20 protein-coding genes, 3 tRNA genes and 1 pseudogene are annotated in these 23,353 nt (G+C 62.1%); 5 read left to right on the top strand and 19 right to left on the bottom strand.

Features of this window, described 5'->3' with window-relative positions:
* The first annotated feature begins 67 nt into the window (after positions 1 to 67).
* Together PHO31112_RS10050 and PHO31112_RS10045 are read left to right on the top strand one after the other, a co-directional pair.
* Complete coding sequence (locus tag PHO31112_RS10050) at positions 68 to 1,297, top strand: hypothetical protein (RefSeq protein WP_150620366.1); 1,230 nt, start codon at positions 68 to 70, stop codon at positions 1,295 to 1,297.
* Between the two features lie 343 nt (positions 1,298 to 1,640).
* Positions 1,641 to 2,639, top strand: a complete 999-nt coding sequence (locus PHO31112_RS10045; protein ID WP_150620365.1) for a hypothetical protein — start codon at positions 1,641 to 1,643, stop codon at positions 2,637 to 2,639.
* 455 nt (positions 2,640 to 3,094) lie between these two features.
* Here the strand turns inward: PHO31112_RS10045 and PHO31112_RS10040 are convergent, their stop codons facing one another.
* The 5 genes from PHO31112_RS10040 to pgsA form a co-directional block, all read right to left on the bottom strand.
* Positions 3,095 to 3,253 carry a hypothetical protein gene (locus tag PHO31112_RS10040; RefSeq protein WP_174995657.1) on the bottom strand — a complete coding sequence of 53 codons (159 nt, stop codon included), beginning with the start codon at positions 3,251 to 3,253 and terminating at the stop codon, positions 3,095 to 3,097.
* 156 nt (positions 3,254 to 3,409) lie between these two features.
* Positions 3,410 to 3,483 (bottom strand) — tRNA-Cys (locus tag PHO31112_RS10035).
* A gap of 111 nt (positions 3,484 to 3,594) precedes the next feature.
* Positions 3,595 to 3,670: transfer RNA gene (locus PHO31112_RS10030), tRNA-Gly, on the bottom strand.
* Positions 3,671 to 3,719: 49 nt separating this feature from the next.
* Positions 3,720 to 3,795: transfer RNA gene (locus PHO31112_RS10025), tRNA-Gly, on the bottom strand.
* 177 nt (positions 3,796 to 3,972) lie between these two features.
* Entirely contained in the window at positions 3,973 to 4,566 is a 594-nt protein-coding gene (gene pgsA / locus PHO31112_RS10020; protein ID WP_150620364.1) for a CDP-diacylglycerol--glycerol-3-phosphate 3-phosphatidyltransferase, read from the bottom strand.
* 176 nt (positions 4,567 to 4,742) lie between these two features.
* Here pgsA and kch point away from each other — a divergent pair, with 176 nt between their 5' ends.
* Positions 4,743 to 5,969 carry a voltage-gated potassium channel protein gene (kch, locus tag PHO31112_RS10015; protein WP_150620363.1) on the top strand — a complete coding sequence of 409 codons (1,227 nt, stop codon included), beginning with the start codon at positions 4,743 to 4,745 and terminating at the stop codon, positions 5,967 to 5,969.
* A gap of 13 nt (positions 5,970 to 5,982) precedes the next feature.
* Here kch and uvrC read toward each other — a convergent pair whose 3' ends face one another.
* On the bottom strand, positions 5,983 to 8,328 hold the full coding sequence (gene uvrC, locus PHO31112_RS10010; RefSeq protein ID WP_246177964.1) for an excinuclease ABC subunit UvrC: 2,346 nt from the start codon (positions 8,326 to 8,328) through the stop codon (positions 5,983 to 5,985).
* A gap of 142 nt (positions 8,329 to 8,470) precedes the next feature.
* Here uvrC and earP point away from each other — a divergent pair, with 142 nt between their 5' ends.
* Both earP and efp read left to right on the top strand, forming a co-directional pair.
* Positions 8,471 to 9,706 carry an elongation factor P maturation arginine rhamnosyltransferase EarP gene (gene earP, locus PHO31112_RS10005; protein ID WP_174995672.1) on the top strand — a complete coding sequence of 412 codons (1,236 nt, stop codon included), beginning with the start codon at positions 8,471 to 8,473 and terminating at the stop codon, positions 9,704 to 9,706.
* 140 nt (positions 9,707 to 9,846) lie between these two features.
* A complete protein-coding gene (efp, locus tag PHO31112_RS10000) occupies positions 9,847 to 10,404 on the top strand; it encodes an elongation factor P (RefSeq protein ID WP_010805217.1) in 558 nt (185 codons plus the stop codon).
* Positions 10,405 to 10,536: 132 nt separating this feature from the next.
* Here efp and nagZ read toward each other — a convergent pair whose 3' ends face one another.
* The 13 genes and pseudogenes from nagZ to rpoE form a co-directional block, all read right to left on the bottom strand.
* Positions 10,537 to 11,571 (bottom strand): beta-N-acetylhexosaminidase, encoded by a 1,035-nt coding sequence (gene nagZ, locus PHO31112_RS09995; RefSeq protein WP_150620361.1) that lies wholly within the window; start codon positions 11,569 to 11,571, stop codon positions 10,537 to 10,539.
* Positions 11,568 to 12,086: a holo-ACP synthase gene (acpS, locus tag PHO31112_RS09990; protein WP_150620360.1), complete on the bottom strand. Its 519-nt coding sequence runs from the start codon at positions 12,084 to 12,086 to the stop codon at positions 11,568 to 11,570. Before acpS ends, nagZ begins: the two co-directional genes overlap by 4 nt.
* A gap of 41 nt (positions 12,087 to 12,127) precedes the next feature.
* Positions 12,128 to 12,889, bottom strand: a complete 762-nt coding sequence (gene pdxJ, locus PHO31112_RS09985) for a pyridoxine 5'-phosphate synthase (RefSeq protein WP_150620359.1) — start codon at positions 12,887 to 12,889, stop codon at positions 12,128 to 12,130.
* The gene (gene recO / locus PHO31112_RS09980; RefSeq protein WP_246177954.1) at positions 12,886 to 13,884 is read right to left on the bottom strand and encodes a DNA repair protein RecO; all 999 of its coding nucleotides are present in this window, start codon (positions 13,882 to 13,884) and stop codon (positions 12,886 to 12,888) included. Before recO ends, pdxJ begins: the two co-directional genes overlap by 4 nt.
* Positions 13,871 to 14,764 (bottom strand): GTPase Era, encoded by an 894-nt coding sequence (gene era / locus PHO31112_RS09975; RefSeq protein ID WP_010805222.1) that lies wholly within the window; start codon positions 14,762 to 14,764, stop codon positions 13,871 to 13,873. Before era ends, recO begins: the two co-directional genes overlap by 14 nt.
* Positions 14,765 to 15,085: 321 nt before the next feature.
* Positions 15,086 to 15,818 (bottom strand): annotated as a pseudogene (rnc, locus tag PHO31112_RS09970) (ribonuclease III); the annotation flags it as partial.
* A 275-nt stretch (positions 15,819 to 16,093) separates the two neighbouring features.
* Complete coding sequence (gene lepB, locus PHO31112_RS09965) at positions 16,094 to 17,008, bottom strand: signal peptidase I (RefSeq protein WP_150620357.1); 915 nt, start codon at positions 17,006 to 17,008, stop codon at positions 16,094 to 16,096.
* Positions 17,009 to 17,026: 18 nt separating this feature from the next.
* Positions 17,027 to 18,832 (bottom strand): translation elongation factor 4, encoded by a 1,806-nt coding sequence (lepA, locus tag PHO31112_RS09960; RefSeq protein WP_150620356.1) that lies wholly within the window; start codon positions 18,830 to 18,832, stop codon positions 17,027 to 17,029.
* 188 nt (positions 18,833 to 19,020) lie between these two features.
* Entirely contained in the window at positions 19,021 to 19,266 is a 246-nt protein-coding gene (locus PHO31112_RS09955) for a glutaredoxin family protein (RefSeq protein WP_010805226.1), read from the bottom strand.
* A gap of 12 nt (positions 19,267 to 19,278) precedes the next feature.
* The gene (locus tag PHO31112_RS09950; protein WP_150620355.1) at positions 19,279 to 20,769 is read right to left on the bottom strand and encodes a DegQ family serine endoprotease; all 1,491 of its coding nucleotides are present in this window, start codon (positions 20,767 to 20,769) and stop codon (positions 19,279 to 19,281) included.
* Between the two features lie 130 nt (positions 20,770 to 20,899).
* Positions 20,900 to 21,919 (bottom strand): MucB/RseB C-terminal domain-containing protein, encoded by a 1,020-nt coding sequence (locus PHO31112_RS09945; RefSeq protein WP_425495173.1) that lies wholly within the window; start codon positions 21,917 to 21,919, stop codon positions 20,900 to 20,902.
* 39 nt (positions 21,920 to 21,958) lie between these two features.
* Positions 21,959 to 22,660: a sigma-E factor negative regulatory protein gene (locus PHO31112_RS09940; protein ID WP_150620353.1), complete on the bottom strand. Its 702-nt coding sequence runs from the start codon at positions 22,658 to 22,660 to the stop codon at positions 21,959 to 21,961.
* Between the two features lie 38 nt (positions 22,661 to 22,698).
* On the bottom strand, positions 22,699 to 23,298 hold the full coding sequence (rpoE, locus tag PHO31112_RS09935; RefSeq protein WP_010805230.1) for an RNA polymerase sigma factor RpoE: 600 nt from the start codon (positions 23,296 to 23,298) through the stop codon (positions 22,699 to 22,701).
* Between the last annotated feature and the right edge of the window lie 55 nt (positions 23,299 to 23,353).

The following is a 23,353-nucleotide window of genomic DNA, read 5'->3' as shown; positions in this document are numbered from 1 at the left end:
CGCCATGTTGCGGACGTGAAAGGCCCTCAGCCAGGCGGGGATTAAGGCTGCGGGTGGGCTCGACGGTGTGGCCAGGCGGGACAATGTCCGGGTTGCGGCACTGAAAAGTTATCTGCGTGCCGACGGCAGCCTGACCCCGCTGGGCGAAGACCGGCTCACCTCGGGCAGGAAAGCGAAGATCACCGACGCCATGTTGCAGACGTGGAAAGCCCTCGGCCCGGCGGGGATTGAGGCCGCTGGGGGGCTCGACGGCGTGGCCAAGCGGGACAATGTCCGGGCTGCAGCACTGAAAAATTACCTGCGTGCAGACGGCCGCCTGACCCTGCTCGGCGAAGACCGGCTCGCCCGGGGCGGGAAAGCGACGATCACCGATGCCATGTTGCGAACGTGGAAGATCCTCGGCCAGGCGGGGATTGAGGCCGCCGGGGGGCTCGACGGTGTGGCCCGGCGGGACAATGTCCCGGCAGCAGTACTGAGAAATTACCTTCGTGCCGATGGCAGCCTGAGCCAACTCGGCGAAAACCGGCTCAACCCGGGCGGGAAAGCGACGATCACCGATGCCATGTTGCGGACGTGGAAGGCTCTCGGCCAGGCGGGGATTGAGGCCGCCGGGGGGCTCGACGGTGTGGCCAAGCGGGACAATGTCCCGGCTGGGGCATTGAAAAATTACCTGCGTGCAGACGGCCGCCTGACCCCGCGCGGCGAAGACCGGCTCAACCCGGGTGGGAAGGCGACGATCACCGAGGCCATGTTGCGGACGTGGAAGACCCTCGGCCAGGCGGAGATTGAGGCGGCCGGGGGGCTCAATGGTGTAGCCAAGCGGGACAATGTCCCGGCTGGGGCATTGAAAAATTACCTGCGTGCCGATGGCAGCCTGACCCAGCGCGGCGAAGACCGGCTCAACCCGGACGGGAAAGCGACGATCACCGACGCCATGTTGCGGACGTGGAAGGCCCTCGGCCAGGCGGAGATTGCGGCCGCCGGTGGGCTCAACGGTGTAGCCAAGCGGGACAATGTCCCGGTTATGGCACTGAAAAATTACCTTCATGCTGACGGCAGCCTGACCCAGTTCGGTGAAGATCGGCTCGCCCCGGGCGGGAAAGCGAAGATCACCGACGCCATGTTGCGGACGTGGAAGGCCCTCGGCCAGGCGGGGATTAAGACCGCCGGGGGGCTCGACGGTGTGGCCCGGCGGGACAAGGTCTCGGCTGTGGCACTGAGAAAATACCTGCGTACCGACGGCAGCCTGACTCCGCTCGGCGAGAATCGGCTCCTCCGCAAGGCTGGCGCGCACTGAGCGATTCGTGCAAGCGCGGATGGCGAGACCGTGCGACAGTCAAACGCGACCACAAGAATTTCTATCCTCTGAAGCCATGGATCAAGTTTCCAGCGTTGGAGCCACGCGCCCCCGGCCCCCAGTGACTGCGTCTACGTCGGCGCTGCCTCGACAAAATGCACGGCCGCCGACTGCGCTGGCCGCCAATGTGCACGTGGTGCATCAGGCCGATGGGCGGTCCGGCATGCCGTCGAGCTCGGCCCAACGACCGATTTCCCCCGCAACACCGGAAGTCACCTCGAACAACGGATCGGAAAAGCGTTCAGCACCACAAGACGCAAGCAGTGAAAAGGATGCTGTTCTCATGCCGCCCCTGGCCAAAATCCCTCGCCAAGAAACTGGCGTGTCGGGCGGGAAAGCGACGATCACCGACGCCATGTTGCGGACGTGGAAAGCCCTCGACCAGGCGGGAATTAAGACCGCCGGGGGGCTCGACGGTGTGGCTAGGCGGGACAATGTCCCGGCTCGGGCATTGAAAAATTACCTGCGTGCGGACGGCAGCCTGACCCAGCTCGGTGAAGACCGGCTCGCCCCGGGCGGGAAAGCGACGATCACCGACGCCATGTTGCAGACGTGGAAGGCCCTCGGCCAGGCGGGGATTGCGGCCGCCGGGGGGCTCGACGGTGTGGCCAAGCGGGACAATGTCCGGGTTGCGGCACTGAGAAGTTACCTGCGTGCCGACGGCAGGCTGACCCAGCTCGGCGAAGATCGGCTCGCCCCGGGCAGGAAAGCGAAGATCACCGACGCCATGTTGCAGACGTGGAAGGTCCTCGGTCAGGCGGGGATTGAGGCCGCCGGGGGGCTCGACGGTGTGGCCAAGCGGGACAATGTCCGAGCTACGGCACTGCGACATTACCTGCGTGCCGACGGCAGCCTGACCCAGCTCGGTGAAGACCGGCTCGCCCCGAGCGGGAAAGCGACGATCACCGACGCCATGTTGCAGACGTGGAAGGCCCTCGGCCACGAGGGGATTAAGGCCGTCGGTGGGCTCGACGGTGTGGCCAAGCGGGACAATGTCCCGGCTGGGGCATTGAAAAATTACCTGCGTGCCGACGGCAGGCTGACCCAGCTCGGCGAAGACCGGCTCAACCCGGACGGGAAAGCGACGATCACCGACGCTATGTTGCGAACGTGGAAGGCCCTCGGCCGGGCGGGGATTGAGGCCGCCGGAGGGCTCGACGGTGTGGCCAAGCGGGACAAGATCCCGGCTGGGACATTGAAAAATTACCTTCGTGCCGACGGCCGCTTGACCCAGTATGGCGAAAACCGGCTCCTCCGCAAGGCTGGTGCGCAGCCTATGTGAACGGCAATGTTCCCAGGACGGTAGACTGATCACTCGGTTCACGTCGGCCCGAGCTATCGAGTGTATTTCGCGCAACGTGGTGCCGTGTTCGTGCCCCTGCTCCGCTTGCCTCGACGGAACCCGTCCTGCCGAGCACGCCGAGCACTGAGCAATTCGTGCAAGCGCGGATGGCGAGACCGTGCGACAGTCAATCGCGATCACAAGAATTTCTATCCTCTGAAGCCATGGATCGAGTTTCCAGCATTGGAGCCACGCGCCCCCAGCCGTCAGTGATTGCGTCAACGGCGGCGCAGCCTCGACAGAATGCGCAGTCGCCGACCGCGCTGGCTGCCGATGCGCCCTACCAGCACGCCCAACAACGCTCGATCGTCATCGGGGACATGCAAAGCGACTTGGTAGGCACACGAGAGGTCCGCGAGCGTCATCGCGCGTTCGGTTGTTGGCTTGAAGAAGTCTTAAGGAACGATGCCAGCATCAAGCTGGTGCTCCAGACGACGCACGTACGCATCGCCTTCCGCTTCGGTATCGAAGCTCAGGTAAGGCGGCTTTGGGAGCAAAGCCTTGCGCTTTACGACGTACTCCCACCGCCCATTTCTGAATCGCTTGGTTGCCATGAAAACTCGCGTCTACGGCCACCCGTCACGTCGACGGGGTGGAATACCATCCGGAGCCGGGTGGATGAGTGCGGTTTTATAGCATCTGCGAGGGGGGTGACCACCAGGAAAGTGGCGCAGAAAAAAGAAAAGCCCCGATAAATCAGGGCTTAGTATTGGAGGCGGGAGTCGGAATCGAACCGGCGTACACGGCTTTGCAGGCCGCTGCATGACCACTCTGCCATCCCGCCATCAGGTATGCCGCATTGTAACCGCTCGCTGTTACCATCGAGGGCGCCCGTCGGATCGATCGCCGTGGGCTTTCGGCAAATAAAAAGGGAAGCCAGGCTTCCCTCTGGATTTGGAGCGGGAGACGAGTCTCGAACTCGCGACCTCAACCTTGGCAAGGTTGCGCTCTACCAACTGAGCTACTCCCGCATGACACCGAACACCGAGGATCAACTCACTCAATGTCCAGTGCGAAAACTGGAGCGGGAGACGAGTCTCGAACTCGCGACCTCAACCTTGGCAAGGTTGCGCTCTACCAACTGAGCTACTCCCGCATTGTCATGCGTACTACCAATCCAACCACTTCTCAAAACTTCGCTGCCGGGCGTGCGCCGTAGCAGCGAGAAGGAGATTATGTCGAAACCGTGATTCAGTGTCAAGCACCCGCACCGAAAATTTGTGAAGATTTTTCTCCTCCGCCGCGCAAATCCCGCGTCTTCAGAGACTTACGCTCACATCTTGCCCGCACCGCGCTCCCGAATCTGCGGCCACGCGCGGCGCAGATAATACAACATCGACCACAACGTGAGAACCGCCGCCACGTAAATCAGCCACGTCCCCCAGAATCGCGAGTCGAAATGCCAGCCGTTCCACACCACGGTGCCGTTGAACAACAACAGCGGGATCGCCACCATCTGCGCCGCCGTCTTGATCTTGCCCAACTGGTGCACCGCCACGCTGCGCGACGCGCCAATCTGCGCCATCCACTCACGCAACGCCGAAATCGTGATCTCGCGGCCAATGATGATCAACGCCACCAACGCATTGATCCGCCCCATCTGCAACAACATCAGCAGCGCCGCCGCGACCATCAGCTTGTCGGCGACCGGGTCCAGAAACGCCCCGAACGCCGACGTCTGATTCCAGCGACGCGCCAGAAAACCGTCGAACCAGTCGGTCAACGCCGCCAGTACGAAGACCCCGCACGCCACCCAATTCATCTCCACCGACGACAACCACGTCGCAGGTAAGTAGTAAACGCCGACCACCAGCGGGATCAGCACGATCCGAAGCCAGGTCAGGAATATGGGAACATTAAAAGGCATGGCAGCATGAGTTCGGCAAACGGCAGTCGACACACGGCGCCCTCGGCAGCCGTACCAGACCCGCATTGTGCCGTGTCTGCCCCGCAGCCACAAGGCCGAGGCACCGCACAGCGGTTGACATGTGCGCCAGTGTGCCCCTATCTTGCTCGCAACATCCCGCCAATAGCACCGATCTCGTGAAACCTCCCTGGCCCCTACCCGCCCTGCGACGACCGCTGCTGCCCCCTCACGTCATCATCGCCGCACTAGTCGGCATCAACGGCTTGCTGCTCATCGCGTCCGTGCTGTTGCGCGTGCCCGGCACGGTGCTCATCGATCTCTTCGTGCGCGGCAACGTCTCCGCGCTGGAGCGCATCGAAGCGACCCATCTGCCCCGGTTGCTCTTCGGGCTGAACGTCATCGAGCGCATCGACTTCTCGCACCTGCCCCGCGCGCTGGCCGGGCTTTCGCTGGTCGCGCTCGCCTGCGGTCTCCTCATCCGGGCCCGCACCGCCTGGGCCTTTACGCTGGTCATGCTTGCGCTGGCCGCCGCCATCAATTTCCACCTGAACATCCGCCTCGATCTGACGTTCACCCTCTCGATCGTCTGCATCGCATTACTGCTCTGGTACTGGCGGGAATTCGACCGCGCGAGCTTCGCCGCCGCCACGCTCTACACTCTCGTGGCCGTGTTCGCTCTGCTTGTCTACGCCACGTTCGGCACGATGTATCTCGGTCGCGAATTCGCGCCGCCCGTCACCGATCTGGCCACAGCGTTCTACTTCTCCATCGTCACGATGACGACCGTCGGCTACGGCGACATCGTGCCGCACTCCACCGACGCACGGCTCTTCACCGCATCGGTCATCATCTTCGGGATCAGTGTGTTTGCGACGTCGTTGACCGTCGTCATCGGCCCGCTCGTCGGCGGCAACCTTAAGAAAATTCTCGCGGGGAGGTTCACTCACGTGATACGCAAGAACCACTTCATCGTGGCCGGCACGTCGCCGCTCGCCATCAACGTGCACCACGAACTCACCAAACGCGGCTGGCCGGTCACGGTCATCATCGCCAGCGGCGCCGACAACCCCTATCCGGAAGACGCGGATGTCATGCATGGCGACGCCAGCGACAACGCCGTGCTGACCCGTGCCGGCATCGAGCATGCCAGGGCCTTACTCGCGCTGCGGGCCGACGATTCGGAAAATGCTTTCATCGTGCTCGCTTCGAAGGAAATCGCGCCCACCGTACACACCATCGCGTCAGTCAACGACAGCAAGCACTTGAGCAAACTCAAACGCGTTCAGCCGGACATGATCTTCGCGCCGCCCGTCGTCGGCGGGGAGCTTCTCGCGCGCACGCTGTCCGGCGAGACGGTCGACAACGATACCGTGATGCGCCTGCTGTTCCACGGTGATACGTGAGGCGCCGTGGGGGTCAGTGCAGTTGGCGATAAATCTGCTCGGCGAGCATTGTCGAAATGCCTTCGACGCTGGCCAGTTCGTCGACGCTGGCCGACGCCACCCCTTGCAGCCCGCCAAACCGCATGAGCAACCGCTGGCGACGCTTCGCGCCAATGCCCTCTATTTCCTCGAGCCGTGAGGTCTGACGCGCTTTCGCGCGCTTGGCCCGCATACCCGTAATCGCAAAGCGGTGCGCCTCGTCGCGAATCTGCGCGATGAGCATCAGCACCGCACTCTCGCGCCCGAGTTCGAGCGGCGCGCGTCCGTCGGCAAAAATCAGCGTCTCGAGGCCCACCTTGCGGCCCTCGCCTTTCGCCACGCCCACCAATCGACCGATATCGATCCCCAGTTCGACGAACACCTGGCGCGCCACTTCCACCTGCCCCTTGCCACCGTCGATCAGCACCAACTGCGGCAGATTGGCTTCCACGTCGGAAGCCTCCGGCGCAGCCACCGCCGGCGCACCGGCTTCGATGGGCTCGCCGGCCGGCGTCGTTGCCTCGCTGTCCGGCAACACCACGGTATCGGCTTCGGCTCGCGCCACGTCGGCCGCCACGGATGACGGATCTGTCTCGCCGCTCACCGTCGCGGCGGCGGCCTCCATCAGCCGGCCATACCGGCGCGTGAGCACCTGACGCATCGCCGCGTAGTCATCGCCCGGCGTAATGCCCGCGATGTTGTAACGGCGGTATTCGCTCGTCTGCATCTTGTGATGGTGGAACACCACGCACGACGCCTGTGTGGCTTCTCCCTGCGTATGGCTGATGTCGAAACACTCCACACGCAGCAGCGCCGGATCGTCGATGTCGAGCCCGATGGTCTGCACCAGTTCGTGCGTGCGCGCCTGCTGGCTGCCCTGCTCGGTCAACAGGCGCGCAAGCGCGAGCTGCGCCCCCTGTTGCGCCATGTCGAGCCACGCACGTCGTTGCCCCTGCGGCTGACGCACTATCGCAATACGCCGTCCCGCCTGCTCGGACAACGCCGTCAGCAACTCGTCGCTCGGCAACGCGTGGCTCACGATCAGCACCGGCGGCACCGATTGCCCCAGATAGTGCTGCGCGACGAAGGCTTCGAGCAGTCGCGATTCGAGCGACGCCGACGGGCTGTCCGATGGCATGTCGCCCGAAATCTCGCTAGCAGTGAGCACGGAATCGTCCGAGTCTGCATCCGACGATTCCGGCGTCACCGCCTCGTCTTCCTCAAACTCATCCGCGATGCCGCCTTCGACGCCGCGCTCCACATGCGCCGGGAAATACGCCTTATCGCCAAGGTGACGGCCGCCGCGAACCATCGCGAGGTTCACGCACGCCCGGCCGCCCGCGTAGGCGACGGCGAGGATGTCGGCATCCACATCCCCAACGGTTTCGACGGACTGTTGCTGAAGCACGCCGGACAGTGCCTGCATCTGGTTGCGCACCACGGCCGCTTGCTCGAATTGAAGCGCCTCGGCGTACGTCATCATCTTCTCTTCGAGCGCACCGAGGACTTCTTTTTGACGTCCGGAAAGGAACGCCGCCGCGTTATGCACGTCGCGGGCATAGTCTTCGTCCCGAATGGCGCCAACGCACGGCGCGCTGCATCGCTCGATCTGATGCAACAGACACGGCCGCGTGCGATTCGCAAAAACGGAGTCCTCGCAGGTCCGCAGTTGGAACACCTTTTGCAGGATCTGGATGCTCTCGCGCACCGCCCATGCACTGGGGAACGGTCCGAAATATTGCCCGCGACGATCCACCGAACCCCGGTAGTACGCCATGCGCGGATATTTGTGCTGAGTGAGCTTGAGAAACGGATACGACTTGTCGTCGCGAAACAAAATGTTGTAACGTGGATGCAGCGCCTTGATCAGATTGTTCTCAAGCAGCAGCGCCTCGGTTTCCGAACGGGTGACCGTCGTTTCCAGTTTCGCGATGCGCGCGACCATCAACGCGATGCGCGGAGAAAGCTGCGTCTTGTTGAAGTAACTCGACACCCGCTTCTTGAGATTGCGCGCCTTGCCGACGTACAACACGTTGCCCGACGTGTCGTAATAGCGGTAGACGCCGGGCAGATTCGGCAACTGCGCAAGCACTTTGCGGACATCGAACGACGGCGTGTCGCCGGCATCCGCCGAGGGGGACGCCTGAGTGTCGGCACTGCGCGTACGCTTCACGTTGCCGGGCTTGGCGGGCTTGGCCGATTTCGTGGTCGCTGCATCGATCGGCGTGTTCGCAGGCCCCGGCGCGGCCGGTGCCGAAGGCGGCGCGACGTCCGCACCGGTGGCGGATTTCACTTTACGGGACTTGCGCGTTGGCGTGACGTCGTGGGCGTCTTCGGTCATGAACTCTGGCAATCTGAACGTCCCCGGCGCGACCGGATGCAGGCATGGCACCGTTCGCGGCTTGCGCGATCACATTCGTTACGCGTCGCAGGGACTAGAATCCGAAGTTTAGACCAATCCGCGTCGCCGCTTCTCAATGTCCCTGCCCACCGCATCCTCTCCAGCATCAAGCACCTTACCTCTGGTGCCGCGTTGCGATCTATTCTGCACCGTCGTCGACAACTTTGGCGATATCGGTGTGTGCTGGCGGCTCGCCCGGCAACTCGTGCGCGAACACGGCTGGTCGGTCAGGCTTTGGGTCGACGATCTGACGAGCTTCCGCCACCTGCGTCCCGACATCGATCCGTCGCTGGCCCGGCAACGCTGCGACGGCGTCGACGTCCGCCGTTGGGATGCCGACTTCGGCCCCATCACCGGCGACAATGCGCCGGGCGATATCGTCATCGAAGCCTTTGCCTGCAATATTCCCGACGTCTGCGTTCAAGCGATGCACGCGCGCAAGAAGGCTGGCAACGCGCCAGTGTGGATCAATCTGGAGTATCTGAGCGCGGAAGACTGGGTCGACGGCTGTCATCTGCAAAAGTCGCTCCACCCGCAGTTGGGGCTGCTCAAAACGTTCTTCTTCCCGGGCTTTACCGAACGCACCGGCGGGCTCATCCGGGAACGGGAGTTGTTCTCTCGGCGCGACGCGTTTCTGGCCTCTCCCGAGCTACGCGACGCCTGGTGGCAGCGCACGCTCGGCCTGCCCGCCGCGCCGAAGGGTGCATTGATCGTATCGCTCTTCGCGTATGAGAACCCCGCGCTTGCGGCGTTGCTCACGCAGTGGGCCAACAGCGCGACGCCTATCGTCTGCCTCGTGCCGCAAGGGCGTATCGCACCCGCCGTAGGCGCCTGGTTCGGTCGTGAGGTGCTGGCCCCCGGGGAGCCAGCGACCCGAGGCGCGCTGACGGTATACGGGCTGCCGTTCGTCCCGCAAATCGAGTTCGACGCACTGCTCTGGGCCTGCGATCTCAATTTCGTGCGCGGGGAAGATTCCTTCGTACGCGCACAGTGGGCGGCGAAGCCGTTCGTCTGGCATATTTATCCGCAGGACGAGAATGCCCATCATGGGAAGCTCGACGCATTTCTCGGTCGATATCTGGCGGATCGGCAAGACGATACGCCTGATGCGGCGTCACTGTCGCACGGCGCGCGCGAGGCGTTGCGCACTTTCTGGCATCTCTGGAATGGCTACGCGAGCACCGCACCCGATTGGCCGGCGCTCACTGCCGCGCTGCCGGAACTGCATCGCCACGCCCGCGCGTGGGCAAATGCACAGGCAGCCCATCCGGATCTAGCGCGACAGTTGGCAAGCTTCGCGGAAATTCAGGTAAAATAGCTGGTTTTTCAACGCTTTGCTGCTGAACCTGCTGCCCCGGATCGTTCCGGGCGGACGCGGGAATCAAGCGGCGAATGGGCGTATGGAAGCGCTCAAACAAGCGGCAAATCGCTTATTTCGTCACAGGATCTCGTTTTTTTATGAAAACCGCTCAAGAACTCCGCGTCGGCAACGTCGTCATGATCGATGGTGAGCCCAATGTCGTGCTGAAGACCGAATACGTCAAGTCGGGTCGTAACTCCAGCGTCGTGAAGATGAAGTACAAGAAGCTGCTGACCGAAGGTCGCGGCGAATTCTCGTACAAGGCAGACGACAAGTTCGACGTCGTCGTGCTCGACAAGAAGGAAGTGACCTACTCGTACTTCGCCGACCCGATGTACGTGTTCATGGACGCCGACTACAACCAGTACGAAGTCGAAGCCGAAAACATGGGCGACGCGATCAAGTACCTGGAAGACGGCATGAAATGCGAAGTCGTTTTCTACAATGACAAGGCCATCTCGGTCGATCTGCCGACCTCGCTCGTGCGCGTTGTGGAATACACCGAACCGGCCGTCAAGGGCGATACGTCGTCGGGCCGCGTTCTGAAGAACGCCAAGATCAACGATCTGCTGGAAATCCAGGTGCCGCTGTTCGTGAACACCGGCGACAAGATCGAAATCGATACGCGTACCGACGAGTACCGCAGCCGCGTCTAAGCGACGGTGGATTGCCGCGACGCCTTCGGGCGAAGCGGCCGTCAGGTAACAAAAAAGCGCTCGCCCCCCCAAAGAGGGGCCGAGCGCTTTTTATTTGGGCCGCAGGTTCGGTGTTTGACGGACTTACGCTGCTTATCCGCCGAACGTCTGCGCGATCAGACGCTTCGCGGCCTGGTACTCTGGCTGGGCAAGCATCTTTTCCCAGCCGTGCACTTTGCCACGGCCCTTCAAATGCTTGATGCGGCGTTGCGAGACGATATCGGGCGCCGACTTCATTTCACGCAGCAGGCGATCCGCCTTTTCCGGGCTGTTGCAGATGAGCACCATGTCGCACCCTGCTTCCATCGCGGCATGCGCGGCCGTGACGACATCCCCGGCAGCGCTCGCGCCCTGCATCGACAGGTCGTCGCTGAAAATCACACCGTCGAAGCCATACTTGCCGCGCAGGATTTCCTTGAGCCACTTGGCCGAGAAGCCTGCCGGGTTGGGATCGACTTGCGGATAAATCACGTGCGCCGGCATGACCGCTGCAAGCGACATGCCCAGCCAGTCGTACGGCTGTGCGTCGATTGAGAGGATTTCGTCGAGCGAGCGCTCGTCGACCGGAATTTCATGGTGCGAGTCGGCCGCCACGAAACCATGCCCCGGGAAGTGCTTGCCGCAGTTCGCCATTCCGGCGAGGAGCAGGCCGTGATTCAGGCTCTTGGCCAGCATGGTCACCACGCGCGGATCGGCGTCGAACGCGCGATCACCGATCACCGTCGACGTTCCGTAGTCCAGGTCCAGCACGGGCGTGAAACTCAGATCGATATCGCACGCACGCAACTCTGACGCGAGCACGTAGCCCACAGCCGTCGTCACGCGCGTCGCCTTGAACACGTCTTCATGCCAGAGTTTGCCCAGCTTGCCCATCGCGGGTAAATGCGTGAAACCATCGGTACGGAAACGCTGCACGCGCCCGCCCTCATGATCGACGGCGATCAGGATGTCGTCGCGCACGTCGCGAATCTGCTTCGTGAGCGCGCACAGTTGTGCGCGGTCATCAAAGTTGCGGGCAAACAGGATGACACCTCCGGTCAACGGATGGTCGATGCGGCGGATGTCGTCTTCGCTGAGGGTCAGCCCGACGACGTCCAGCATCACCGGGCCCGGCCTGCGCTTCGTCATTGCGTTTTCTCCGATGCGATATTGCGAATGTTGCCTAAATTACGTGACGCGATCGCAAATGCCACCGCGTATTCCTTCTCGTCCGTGATCGAAATCTCGATCGACAGTTGCCGCTCGGCCAACCACTGCACCAACTCGCCCGACGCCGCCACGAACGGCTTGCCGGACGGCGCATTGAGCGTTTGCACGGCACGCCACGTCATCGGCCAGCGCATGCCCAGCCCGATGGCCTTGGATACGGCCTCCTTAGCGGCGAAGCGCGTGCACAGATACGCGAGTCCGCGAACTTCGGATCGCTTCTGACGAGCATAGTAGACCTTGAGTTCCTCCGGCCCCAGTACGCGCTCGGCGAACCGTCCGTTGGTACGCGTCATCACGCCCACGACACGACTGATCTGGAGGATGTCGGTGCCCACGCCGAAGATCGCTGTCGCTCCCAGATCGGAGGCAGCAGCGTTTTCGCCCTGCGGTGGCGTATCTGGGAACAAGGACGACGGCGGCGTCGAATCGCTCATGGGCGGTGCCTGATGATGGGTCGATCGTGCAATGTTGCGATTCAGCCACGCGCCGCAACGCGGCTGGCCACCATGATCGCTTTCATCTCGCGCACGGCGTTCTCCCAGCCGGCAAAAATGGCGTGAGCCACGATTGCGTGTCCGATGTTCAGTTCGGAAATGCCTTCGATGGCGGCAATCGGCTGCACGTTCTCGTAATGCAGACCGTGACCGGCATTGACCCGCAACCCCAACGACAGACCCAGTGCGACGGCACGTTCGATACGAGCGAACTCGGCCTCGCGCGTTTGCTCGTCGTGCGCCTCGGCGTAACGCCCGGTGTGCAGTTCAACGACCGGCGCCCCCATGCGAGCGGCAGCGCGAATCGGCGCTTCGTCCGGATCGATGAAAAGCGACACACGGCTGCCCGCTTCGCCGAGCTGTTGCGTAGCGGCAGCGACGCGGTCGTACAGACCTACGACGTCCAGCCCGCCCTCGGTCGTCAGTTCCTGACGGCGCTCCGGCACCAGGCAAACATCGTGCGCCTTCACGCGGCACGCAATCGCCAGCATCTCTTCCGTCACGGCGCATTCGAGGTTCATGCGCGTGAGCAGCTTGTCGCGCAGATTCGTCACGTCGTCGTCGCGAATGTGGCGGCGGTCTTCACGCAAATGCAGCGTAATGACATCCGCGCCCGCCTCTTCGGCCAGCAACGCCGCCTTGATCGGGTCGGGATAAGCCGTGCCGCGTGCATTGCGCACCGTCGCGATGTGATCGATGTTCACCCCAAGGTCGATGGGGTTGCCGTGGAAGAAGAGGCTCATAGTTTTTGCAGGTCGAGCAGGATCTGCCGGGTATTGAGCGGAACGCCGCCCAAATGGTGGTTGAGAAGAAAGCGCATGAGCAGCTTGCTTTGCTGCACGGTCTGCGCCCGGGAGTAGTCGTCTTGCTCCATGTCGAGCAGCGTTTGCCCGATGACGACAGGCCAGTCGGACGGCTCGTCACCGCGCACCGGACGCACGCCCCAGTCGGGATGAAACACGTAACGGCGCTCGGGCACCACTTTGCCGCGCGTCTGGGTGCAACGGTCAAACGCGACAGCGTATCCGGTCTCGCGCAGCAACACGCGCTCGAATGCCCGCAGAATGATGCCCGCCGGCTCGCCGTGCGCGAGATGGTGCAGTGTCGTCAGATAGTGTTGAAACAGCTTGTCGTGCGGATCATCGCGCGCACAGAACTTCACCAGCAATTCGTTCAGGTAGAAGCCGGACAGCAGCGCATCGCCCTCGAGCGGACGTAAGCCCCCCACCCACTCGGCCTTGGTCAGCGTGCGCAGCTCGCCCTTGCCGAGCCAGGCAAGCGAGAGCGGCTGAAATGTCTGGAGCACGCCGCGCAGCGCAGAGTGCGGGCGTTTGGCCCCCTTTGCCACCAGCGCGATACGACCGTGATCACGCGTGAGCACGTCGATGATCAGACTGGTTTCGCGATAGGGATAACTGTGCAGCACGAAGCCGGGTTGCTCGGCAATTCGGCTCTGCTCGCGCTCGGCTGCCCGGGCAGGCGACGGCGCACGTCGCGCACGCTTGGTCTCGCGCCTGACGGTCTCGGTATTGGCCTCGGCTTGGTGGAACGCTTCCGACGCCTCGTCGTCCACGGCCCGTGTACGCGCACTACGCGTTTGGCGCGCAGGACGCGCCCCGGTTGCCCCGGCGCGTGGCGCACGCGGTACATCGGCGACCGACGCGTTGCTTGCCGCCGGTGTTACGTCGTCCGGCGCCGCAATTTCGTCACGTGCAGTGTCGAGTTCACTCGTAGCCATACGCCCGCAGGCCGGCCTCGTTGTCGGCCCAACCGCCCTTGACCTTGATCCAGACTTCCAGATACACGGGCCCGTCGAAGAGCTTCTCCATATCGACGCGCGCGTCGGTGGAAATCTGCTTGAGCTTGGCGCCCTTGTTGCCGATGATCATCGCCTTGTGATTATCACGATCGACCAGAATCGTCGCGAAGATCCGGCGCAAATTTCCTTCCTGCTCGAACTTGTCGATGACGACCGTGCTGGTATACGGCAACTCGTCGCCGGTCCAACGGAATACCTTCTCGCGCAGAATTTCAGACGCCATGAATCGCTCGCTGCGATCGGTCAGATCATCCTCGCCATAGATCGGATCGCCCTCTAGCAGGTACGGGCGCAATATGCCCGGCAAGCGCTTGATGTCTTCCGGACGCTTGGCCGAAAGCGGCACGATTTCGCGGAAGTTCCACTTCTCGCCCATCGTCTTCAGGAACGGCAATACCTTCGCTTTATCGGTAATGCGATCGAGCTTGTTGACGATAAGCAGCACCGGTGTGTTCTCGGGCAGCAGATTGAGCACCTTCTCGTCGTCCGGACCGAAGTTGCCCGCCTCGATGACGAAAAGCACGACGTCGACGCTGGAGAGTGTAGACGTCACGGCGCGATTGAGCGAGCGGTTCAGTGCCGTCGCGTGACGAGTCTGAAAGCCGGGCGTGTCGACAAAGATGTATTGCGCATCGTCCGTGGTGCAAATGCCGGTAATACGATGGCGCGTGGTCTGCGCCTTGCGCGACGTAATGCTGATCTTCTGACCGACGAGGGCGTTGAGCAGCGTCGATTTGCCGACGTTCGGACGCCCGACGATCGCCACGGTCCCGCAGCGAAAATCCGTCTTATCGTTCATGGTTGGGAACTCTCTTGATAGGGGGCCGGCGCCACGCGCCCATCCCCTTGAATGGGGCTCAGGCGGCTGCCGGGGGTTGCTTGGCGGCGTCGATCTTCTCGGCTGTCTTCTCTGCGCTCTTCTCCGCAGGAATTACCGCGGGGCGAGTCGAGCCGTTACTGACGGATGCCGTCATGGCCGGAACATTGCCTGAGCCGGGGGCGGCTTCACCGGCGTCCTTCGGCTCCTTGGCGTCCTTCGTGTCTTTCAGCTCCCGCGTCTCGACCGGCTGCACGGTGCTCATCTGCCCGGCCTTCTTCGCCTCGGAAGCCGCGGCCTTCGCGGCACGCTTCTTCGCAGCCTTGGCGCTCTTCTCGGCCTTCGGCTTGGCGAGCGCCGGCATCTTCTGCACTTCTTCCAATGCCTTCTTGGCCGCCGCTTGCTCGGCGGCACGTCGGCTTGCGCCTGAGCCACCGACCTTGATGTCGAGCTTCGGCACGGTGCACTCCACCTCGAATTGCTGGTTGTGTGCCGCACCATGCGTTGCAATCACCGTGTACTGCGGCAATGCGATCTTGTGACCTTGCAGATATTCCTGAAGCAGCGTCTTGGCGTCTTTTCCGAGCGTCTTCGGGTCGACATGTTCCAGCACCGGCGTGTACAGACGCTCGATCGCCGCATACGCTGCGTCGAAACCGCCATCGAGGTACATCGCCCCGAATAACGCTTCGAGCGTGTCGGCCAAAATCGACGGACGGCGGAAACCGCCACTCTTGAGCTCACCCTCGCCCAGGCGCAGGAAATCGGAGACACCCAGCGTCTGCGCTATTTCGTACAACGACTGTTGCTTGACGAGATTGGCGCGCACACGCGAGAGGTCGCCTTCGTCGAGCTTGCCGTAGCGACGGAACAGGATCGCTGCGACCGAACAGTTCAGAATGGAATCGCCGAGAAATTCCAACCGCTCATTGTTGGCGGCACTATGGCTACGATGCGTCAATGCTTGGCAAAGCAATTCCGCATCGTGGAAACGATACTGGAGACGTTCTTCCAGTTGGTTCAGTGATTGAGACATGGCGCAAGTATAGCGCGACGCTCCCGCCCCGGCGCGCGTCGTCGCCAAGAAACGACGGGCGCAACCGCCGTCCGGCGGGCTTTTCGGACTCGCGTGAGGCACGTGGATCGGACATTTCCGAGGTGACGACGAATCGATCTCCCCTAGGTCTTGCCCCTGTCGCACAATTTATTCTTATTTTAGAAAAAATAATGCGTAAATTAACGATTTCTCGTCAATTTACGCATCAATTAAGCCCTAATCCAGAGAGGTGGCCTTCCCGGGGAACCGGAGGCTTATTGGAAGCCGCCCAGGCGTTTGAGGTTCGAGAAGTTCATCCAGATGAAGAATGCCCGGCCCACGATGTTCTGCTCGGGCACGAAGCCCCAGTAACGGCTGTCCGCGCTGTTATCGCGGTTGTCGCCCATCATGAAGTAGTTGCCCGGAGGCACCTTGCAGATCACGCCCTGGCTGTTGTACTGGCAGTTCTGCTTGTTCGGGAAGTCGTCGGCGCCCATGATGTACGGGGGCACGTTCGGATCGTTCAGAATGCGGTGATTCACGCCGCCCACCGTCTCTTCGAACTGCTTGAAGTAGGCGATGTGCTCGTCGTCGAAGTAGTCCGGCATGGCCACCTCGGGCACCGGCTGGCCGTTCACGGTGAGCTTCTTGTTCTCGTACGCCACCACGTCGCCGGGCACGCCGATCACACGCTTGATGTAGTCCATCGACTCATCTTTCGGGTAGCGGAACACCACCACGTCGCCGCGCTTCGGCTCGCCCAGTGCGACGATCTTCTTATTGATCACCGGCAGACGAATCCCATAGTCGAACTTGTTCACAAGGATGAAATCGCCGACGAGCAGCGTCGGGATCATCGAGCCGGACGGAATCTTGAACGGCTCGACTACGAACGAGCGCAGCACGAACACCGCCAGAATCACCGGGAAGAAGCTCGCCGAATACTCGAGCCACCACGGCTGACGCAGCTTGTCGTCACGCACTTTCGCGCGGGCGCTCGAAAGCGCATTGCCATCCTGCGTGCCAGAGCCCTGAACGCCGGAACCCTGCAACGAAAGCTGCTGCTGATCGAATTGCGCCACAGCGTCCTGTGCTGCCCGGCGGCGCGCCGGTTGAAACACCAACTTGTCGGCCACCCAGGCCACCCCGGTCACCAGCACCAGGATCAAAAGAATCAGGGCGAAATTCATGCGGGACCTGTCGCTACGTTATTTGTCTTCGACTTGCAAAATGGCAAGGAACGCTTCCTGAGGAATCTCAACGCTCCCCACCTGCTTCATGCGCTTCTTACCTTCCTTCTGTTTCTCAAGCAGCTTCTTCTTACGCGTGATGTCACCACCATAGCACTTCGCCAGCACGTTTTTACGCAATGCCTTGATGTTCTCACGGGAAATGATGTTCGCGCCGATAGCCGCCTGAATCGCCACATCGTACATCTGACGCGGAATGATTTCCCGCATCTTCGCCGCCACCTGACTGCCGCGGCGACGGCTCTCGGAACGGTGCACGATGATCGACAGTGCATCGACCTTGTCGCCGTTGATCAGCATGTCGACTTTGACCACATCGGACGTGCGATATTCCTTGAACTCGTAGTCCATCGACGCATAGCCGCGCGACACCGACTTCAGGCGGTCGAAGAAATCGAGCACGATTTCGGCCATCGGAATTTCGTAAATCAGACGTACCTGACGGCCGTGGTATTGCATATCGATCTGCACGCCGCGCTTTTGCTGACACAGCGTAACCACAGCGCCGACATATTCCTGCGGCATGTACAGATTGACGGTGACGATGGGCTCGCGAATCTCTTCGATGCGGCCCGGGTCCGGCATCTTCGACGGGTTTTCCACCGTTGTCAGTGTGCCGTCGCGTTCGATCACCTCATAGATCACGGTCGGGGCCGTGGTGATGAGGTCCATGTCGAACTCGCGCTCCAGACGCTCCTGCACGATTTCCATGTGCAGCAGGCCGAGGAAGCCACAGCGGAACCCGAAGCCGAGGGCCTGCGAGACTTCCGGTTCGTATTGCAGCGAGGCATCGTTGAGCTTGAGCTTTTCGAGCGATTCGCGCAGTGCATCGTACTGGTTCGCCTCGACCGGGTAGAGGCCGGCGAACACCTGCGGCTTGACTTCCTTGAAGCCCGGCAGCGGTTCCGGCGCAGGCTTGGTCGTGGTGGTGAGGGCGTGCGTCACGGTGTCACCGACCTTGGCAGCGTGCAGTTCCTTGATGCCCGAGATGATGAAGCCCACCTGACCGGCCGACAGCGATTCGCGCTGTTGGGAGCGCGGCGTGAACACACCGACCTGCTCGACCGGATACGTCGCGCCGGTGGCCATCAGTTGGATCTTGTCCTTCGGCTTGAGCGTGCCGTTGAACACACGCACCAGCATCACCACGCCCACGTAGTTGTCGAACCACGAGTCGATGATCAACGCCTGAAGCGGGGCGCTCGCGTCGCCCTTGGGCGGCGGCACCTTGGCGATGAGGGACTCGAGCACATCTTCCACGCCAAAACCCGTCTTGGCCGAGCAGCGCACCGCGTCGACGGCTTCGATACCGATGACGTCTTCAATTTCCTGGATCGCGTTTTCCGGCTCGGCGGACGGCAGGTCGATCTTGTTGAGCACCGGCACCACTTCCACGCCCAGTTCGATTGCCGTGTAGCAATTCGCGACCGTCTGCGCTTCCACGCCTTGCGAAGCGTCGACCACGAGCAGCGCGCCTTCGCACGCGGACAGCGAGCGGCTCACTTCGTACGAGAAGTCGACGTGTCCCGGCGTATCGATGAGGTTCAGGTTGTAGATCTTGCCGTCGCGCGCCTTGTATTGCAGCGCGGCCGTTTGTGCCTTGATGGTAATGCCACGCTCACGCTCGAGGTCCATCGAGTCGAGGACTCGGGATTCCATTTCACGATCGGACAAACCGCCGCTCAACTGGATGATGCGATCGGCCAGGGTGGATTTCCCGTGGTCGATGTGGGCGATGATCGAAAAATTGCGGATATGGTCCATGAGGCGGGGCTATAGAAAAGTCGGTGCCATCGGATTCGGCTCGGCAGCGGCTTTCGAGAGAATCGGCAAACACGACATTTTAGCCGAAAGCGCACCGATTCCGTCTGGAATCGCGCGGATCACGACGCTACATCGGTAATGGCGGGAAGGTTCTGAGGTCGTGCGGGGAATGGTGGTGTGGCGCAACGTCAATCCGATTGCAATGCAGCAGCGACCGCCGCTGCGTCGAAACGATACCTGCACAGCTCGCGCCCGTCCAGTGCAAGCACCGGCACGATCTCATCATACTGCGCCTCGAGCGCCGGATCGCTGTCGACATCGACAACCGTCACCGAGAAATTCCAAGCCGGACGCATCGCCTCCAACGCCGCCAGCATGTCATCGCAAAGATGGCACCACTTGCGGCCGTAAAGGGTCAGCGCCGGCGCAGTCATGACACTACGGTATTACTTGCCGGGTGCGCGCGGGCGCAGCGGCACAAACTGCGTGGCGTCGCCGCGACGCACGAGGATTGGCACGAGACGCTTCGGATCCAGCGTCTTGACCACGTCCTCGAATTGCTTCGCGCTGACGATGTCGGCATCGCCCACACGCAGGATGATGTCTCCCTGCTGCAGCCCCGCCCGTCCCGCCGGGCCTTCCGCCAGTTCGACCTGCACGCCGCCGCGCAGCTTCAGGTCCTTCTTCTGCGCGTCGGTCAGATCGGAGACCACCAGACCCAGTGCGTTCGGATGCGGCGTATCGGCGCTCCCGCCCTGAGCCTTCGATGCCTTCGGCGCCTCGGTGTCCGCTTCCGCGATTGTGATGCGCAGATCCTGATTCTTGCCCTTGCGCAGCACTTGCAGCGTGGCGGTCGAACCCGGCTTCGTCTCGCCGACCATACGCGGCAGGTCCGTTGCATGGTCGACGGCGCGGCCTTCGAACTTCATGATGATGTCGCCCGGCTGCACGCCGGCCTTCTCGGCTGGGCTGCCCGGTTCGATGCTGCGCACAAGCGCACCCTGCGCACGCGGCAGGCCCAGCGAATCGGCCACATCCTTGCTGACCTCGCTGATCGCTACACCAATTCGGCCGCGCACCACCTTGCCGCTCTTCTTGAGCTGGTCGGCCACGCGCATGACTTCGTCGATCGGAATCGCAAACGAAATGCCCATGAAGCCGCCGGTCTGGCTGTAGATCATCGAGTTGATGCCGACGACCTCGCCACGCATATTGATGAGCGGGCCGCCCGAATTGCCGGGGTTCACGGCCACGTCCGTCTGAATGAACGGCAGGTAATCGCCGGTATCGCGGCCCTTGGCCGATACGATGCCCGCCGTCACCGTGTTTTCGAGGCCGAACGGCGAACCGATGGCGACCACCCACTCGCCGACACGCAACCTGTTGGAGTCGCCTATCGGCACGGTCGGCAGATCCTTGGCTTCCACCTTAACCACAGCGACATCGGTGCGCTTGTCTGCGCCGATCAGTTTCGCCTTGAACTCACGCTTGTCGGTGAGGGTGACGTAGATACTGTCGGCGCCATCGACAACGTGCGCATTGGTCAGGATGTAGCCGTCGGCCGAGACGACAAAGCCCGAACCGACGCCGCTGTTCTGTTCTTCATCCGGCTGGGGTTGACCGCGTCGCGGTGTACCGCCCTTCGGACCCGGCTGCGGCTGCGGCAGCGGGACGCCGAAGAACCGGCGGAACAGCTCCGCCATGTCGTCGTCCACACCGGGCGGCAGGCTTCGCTGATTGCGGCTGACGCGCTCGGTCGTCCGAATGTTCACGACGGCCGGACCGACGCGGTCGACGAGTTGGGTGAAATCGGGAAGATTGGTAACGAGCGGTGCGGTCGACGCCGAAGCCGGTGCGGCAAAGGCGGCAGGCGCTCCCGCCAATTGAGCGGCAATGGCGCCGCCGAGGATGACACGAAGCAGGAGGGTCTTCTTCATTGGAAGATCGTGGTGCGCGATAGTCTCGGAATCTCTGAGGACAGTCTGGCACCCGACACGGCATCGCGTCTCATGTGCGCCTCGCTGCCCGGACCACGCCGTCGCCGGTCGCGGCCCACCCGACAGCCGGTCACTTCGCCGGCTGTTTGTACTCGATGCTGGAAGCGAACTGCTGCAATGTGGCCTGCGGCACTTCGCCAAGCAAGGTCAGCCAGAAATCGCCGTAGCGCTTGATGAGGATATTCGTCGCGCCGGCGTTGCCGTGGCCTTCCTTGCGTTCCCGCGTGGCCGGCTCGATGAACACTGAAAGTCCTGCCATGCCGTCGGAATATACCACCTGCTGGACTTCCAGCGGTTTCCCGTCGACCGTCGAACGCATCGTTCGACGCACCTCACGCACCGACTTGAATCCCGGTACCTTCTTGTCGACGTCGATGCTCCAGCCAGCGTCGGACAATCGCGTAGCCGTAATCTGCGGCTTGATGACGTGCCAGCCATGCGTGGCCTGGATGGCATGCACGATACGCGCCTTCTCGCTCGGCACACCGATCGAGATCTGCGAGAACGCGGCTTGCTCGAGCAAGTGACCTTCGGCATCAAGGGTCTGGGCGCGCAGCAACAGCCCCGTGTTGCGATCGGCCCACAACCGGTAGCCGAAGCGGTATTCGTCCTTCGGCGTGAGTTCGATCACCATGCAGTCGAAGCCTGCCATGCGCTCATTGGGCAGTACCTTCGGCGCGTAGTAATCAAGTACGTCGCGATTGGGGGTGGCGAGCAATGCAGGGAACGAATCCTTGCTCTCGCGCTTTTCCTGGAAGACGGTCTTCTGCTCGGGAATGAGCGTGTAGACATCTTCGTTCTGACGAAGAATGCGGCGCTGACGCCCGTCGAGTGTCTCAAGCTCTTCATACTCGTTACTCTTATCGGCGAAGTGACTGATCTTCGACGAGCGCATGGTCGAACCACGCTGGTAAACGAAGGTGCCAACGTAATTTTGCATCTGCGCAGCACGATGGATCTTATTGAGCCACGCGCTGACTTCGCGCCGCTCGACCAACGGATCGACGGACGGTGCGGAAGCCTGTGCCCACGCTTGCGTTTGCAGCGTGGTCGCCAGCAGGAAAGCGAACAGGAAGAAAGTGCGCCCCATGGGCGCACGCGGTAAGGATTCGATACTCAGACGCTGCATTTATTCGTCCGCTTGCGCCGAGGCTCGCATATAAGGGGATACGCTCTGGCCGATCGGTGTCGGGGCATATTGCTGATGCGCCGCCAGATACTGGTCGAGACGCGCGTCGCGCAGCACGATCAGATCGTTCGGCACACCTGCGCTCGCGCCGTTGGCTGCCGTAGCGGCCTGGGGCTGCTGCGAAAGCGCTACGCGCGTGAGACCGGAGCCTCCGGCAGCCGTCGCCGGTGCAGCGTTCTGAGCGAGCACCTGCGGTTGCGCACCACCGGCCGGATGATCCTGCAGACGCGGCACCACGACCCACGACAGCGCGGCAACCGCAGCGGCAGCGGCAGCCGTCGGCAACACGCGGCGTACGCGCAGGAACGGATTGATACGAGCAACTCGCGAGCCCGCGGTCTTGGCACCTTGTGCGGTGCCTGTCTGAGCATCGGCCAGTGCAGCCGGCGCGAGCAAGTGCGGCTCGGCGTCGAGACGTGCTGCGAAGGACGCCATAAAGGCCGACTCCGAACGCGGCAGTGTCAGTTCGTCGGAACGCAGCGCGTCCCCGATCAGATGATAGTCGTCCCACAAAGGCCGACCAGAGGCGTCAGCCTCATCCAGCAGAGCGGCCAGTTCGCCCGGATCGAATTCCCCGTCCATCAACGCGGAAATCCGCTCGGCTTGCAGCCCCCGCCGCGTTTGCACCGTCGCTGATCCCATGATATCCCCCAACGAAAATAACTTTCCCAGCGGCGCGCTCACCAGCGCTTACCGTCAGGCGTGTCCAGCAGCGGCCTGAGCCGACTGGCAATCGCTTCACGCGCCCGGAAAATTCGCGAACGGACCGTTCCGATCGGGCACCCCATGGCTTCGGCGATCTCTTCATAGCTCAAACCCTCGATTTCCCGCAGGGTAATTGCCGTTCGAAGTTCATCGGGCAAAGCCTCCATCGCTGTGTTGACCGTTTGAGCAATCTGCTTGCTCATCAGCATCGACTCAGGCGTGTTGATATCCCTTAGTTGATCGGCCTCGGCAAAAGTTTCAGCTTCTTCAGCGTTCGCTTCAGTCGAAGTCGGTGCACGACGCCCCTGCGTAGCCAGATGGTTCTTCGCCGTGTTGACAGCAATACGATACAGCCAGGTATAGAACGCCGATTCGCCGCGAAACTGCGGCAAAGCCCGGTAGGCCTTGATAAAGGCCTCCTGCGTCACATCTTCAACCTCGGCGGCGTCGCGCACGAGCCGTGATACGAGGCGGATGATCTTGCGGTGATATTTCGCGACCAACAGCTCGAAGGCGGCTTTGTCGCCTTTTTGCACGCGCTCAACGAGCGCTTGGTCGATTTCTCGTTCACTCACCTGATTTGGATCCGTATTTTCTCTGGCTGCCAGGCCCTGATCGGGCCCAATTGCA

This window comes from Pandoraea horticolens, from assembly GCF_902459555.1.
GTDB classification, from domain to species: domain Bacteria; phylum Pseudomonadota; class Gammaproteobacteria; order Burkholderiales; family Burkholderiaceae; genus Pandoraea; species Pandoraea horticolens.
Note: the sequence above shows the minus strand (reverse complement) of the source record. Positions and strands in the feature narration are given on the sequence as shown.

Coding starts and splice junctions, on each gene's coding strand:
- PHO31112_RS10045 (WP_150620365.1), top strand. CDS start 1,641: ATGCCGCCCCTGGCCAAAATCCCTCGCCAAGAAACTGGCGTGTCGGGC.
- PHO31112_RS10040 (WP_174995657.1), bottom strand. CDS start 3,253: ATGGCAACCAAGCGATTCAGAAATGGGCGGTGGGAGTACGTCGTAAAG.
- pgsA (WP_150620364.1), bottom strand. CDS start 4,566: ATGCCTTTTAATGTTCCCATATTCCTGACCTGGCTTCGGATCGTGCTG.
- uvrC (WP_246177964.1), bottom strand. CDS start 8,328: ATGACCGAAGACGCCCACGACGTCACGCCAACGCGCAAGTCCCGTAAA.
- efp (WP_010805217.1), top strand. CDS start 9,847: ATGAAAACCGCTCAAGAACTCCGCGTCGGCAACGTCGTCATGATCGAT.
- nagZ (WP_150620361.1), bottom strand. CDS start 11,571: ATGACGAAGCGCAGGCCGGGCCCGGTGATGCTGGACGTCGTCGGGCTG.
- acpS (WP_150620360.1), bottom strand. CDS start 12,086: ATGAGCGATTCGACGCCGCCGTCGTCCTTGTTCCCAGATACGCCACCG.
- pdxJ (WP_150620359.1), bottom strand. CDS start 12,889: ATGAGCCTCTTCTTCCACGGCAACCCCATCGACCTTGGGGTGAACATC.
- recO (WP_246177954.1), bottom strand. CDS start 13,884: ATGGCTACGAGTGAACTCGACACTGCACGTGACGAAATTGCGGCGCCG.
- era (WP_010805222.1), bottom strand. CDS start 14,764: ATGAACGATAAGACGGATTTTCGCTGCGGGACCGTGGCGATCGTCGGG.
- lepB (WP_150620357.1), bottom strand. CDS start 17,008: ATGAATTTCGCCCTGATTCTTTTGATCCTGGTGCTGGTGACCGGGGTG.
- lepA (WP_150620356.1), bottom strand. CDS start 18,832: ATGGACCATATCCGCAATTTTTCGATCATCGCCCACATCGACCACGGG.
- PHO31112_RS09955 (WP_010805226.1), bottom strand. CDS start 19,266: ATGACTGCGCCGGCGCTGACCCTTTACGGCCGCAAGTGGTGCCATCTT.
- PHO31112_RS09950 (WP_150620355.1), bottom strand. CDS start 20,769: ATGAAGAAGACCCTCCTGCTTCGTGTCATCCTCGGCGGCGCCATTGCC.
- PHO31112_RS09945 (WP_425495173.1), bottom strand. CDS start 21,919: ATGGGGCGCACTTTCTTCCTGTTCGCTTTCCTGCTGGCGACCACGCTG.
- PHO31112_RS09940 (WP_150620353.1), bottom strand. CDS start 22,660: ATGGGATCAGCGACGGTGCAAACGCGGCGGGGGCTGCAAGCCGAGCGG.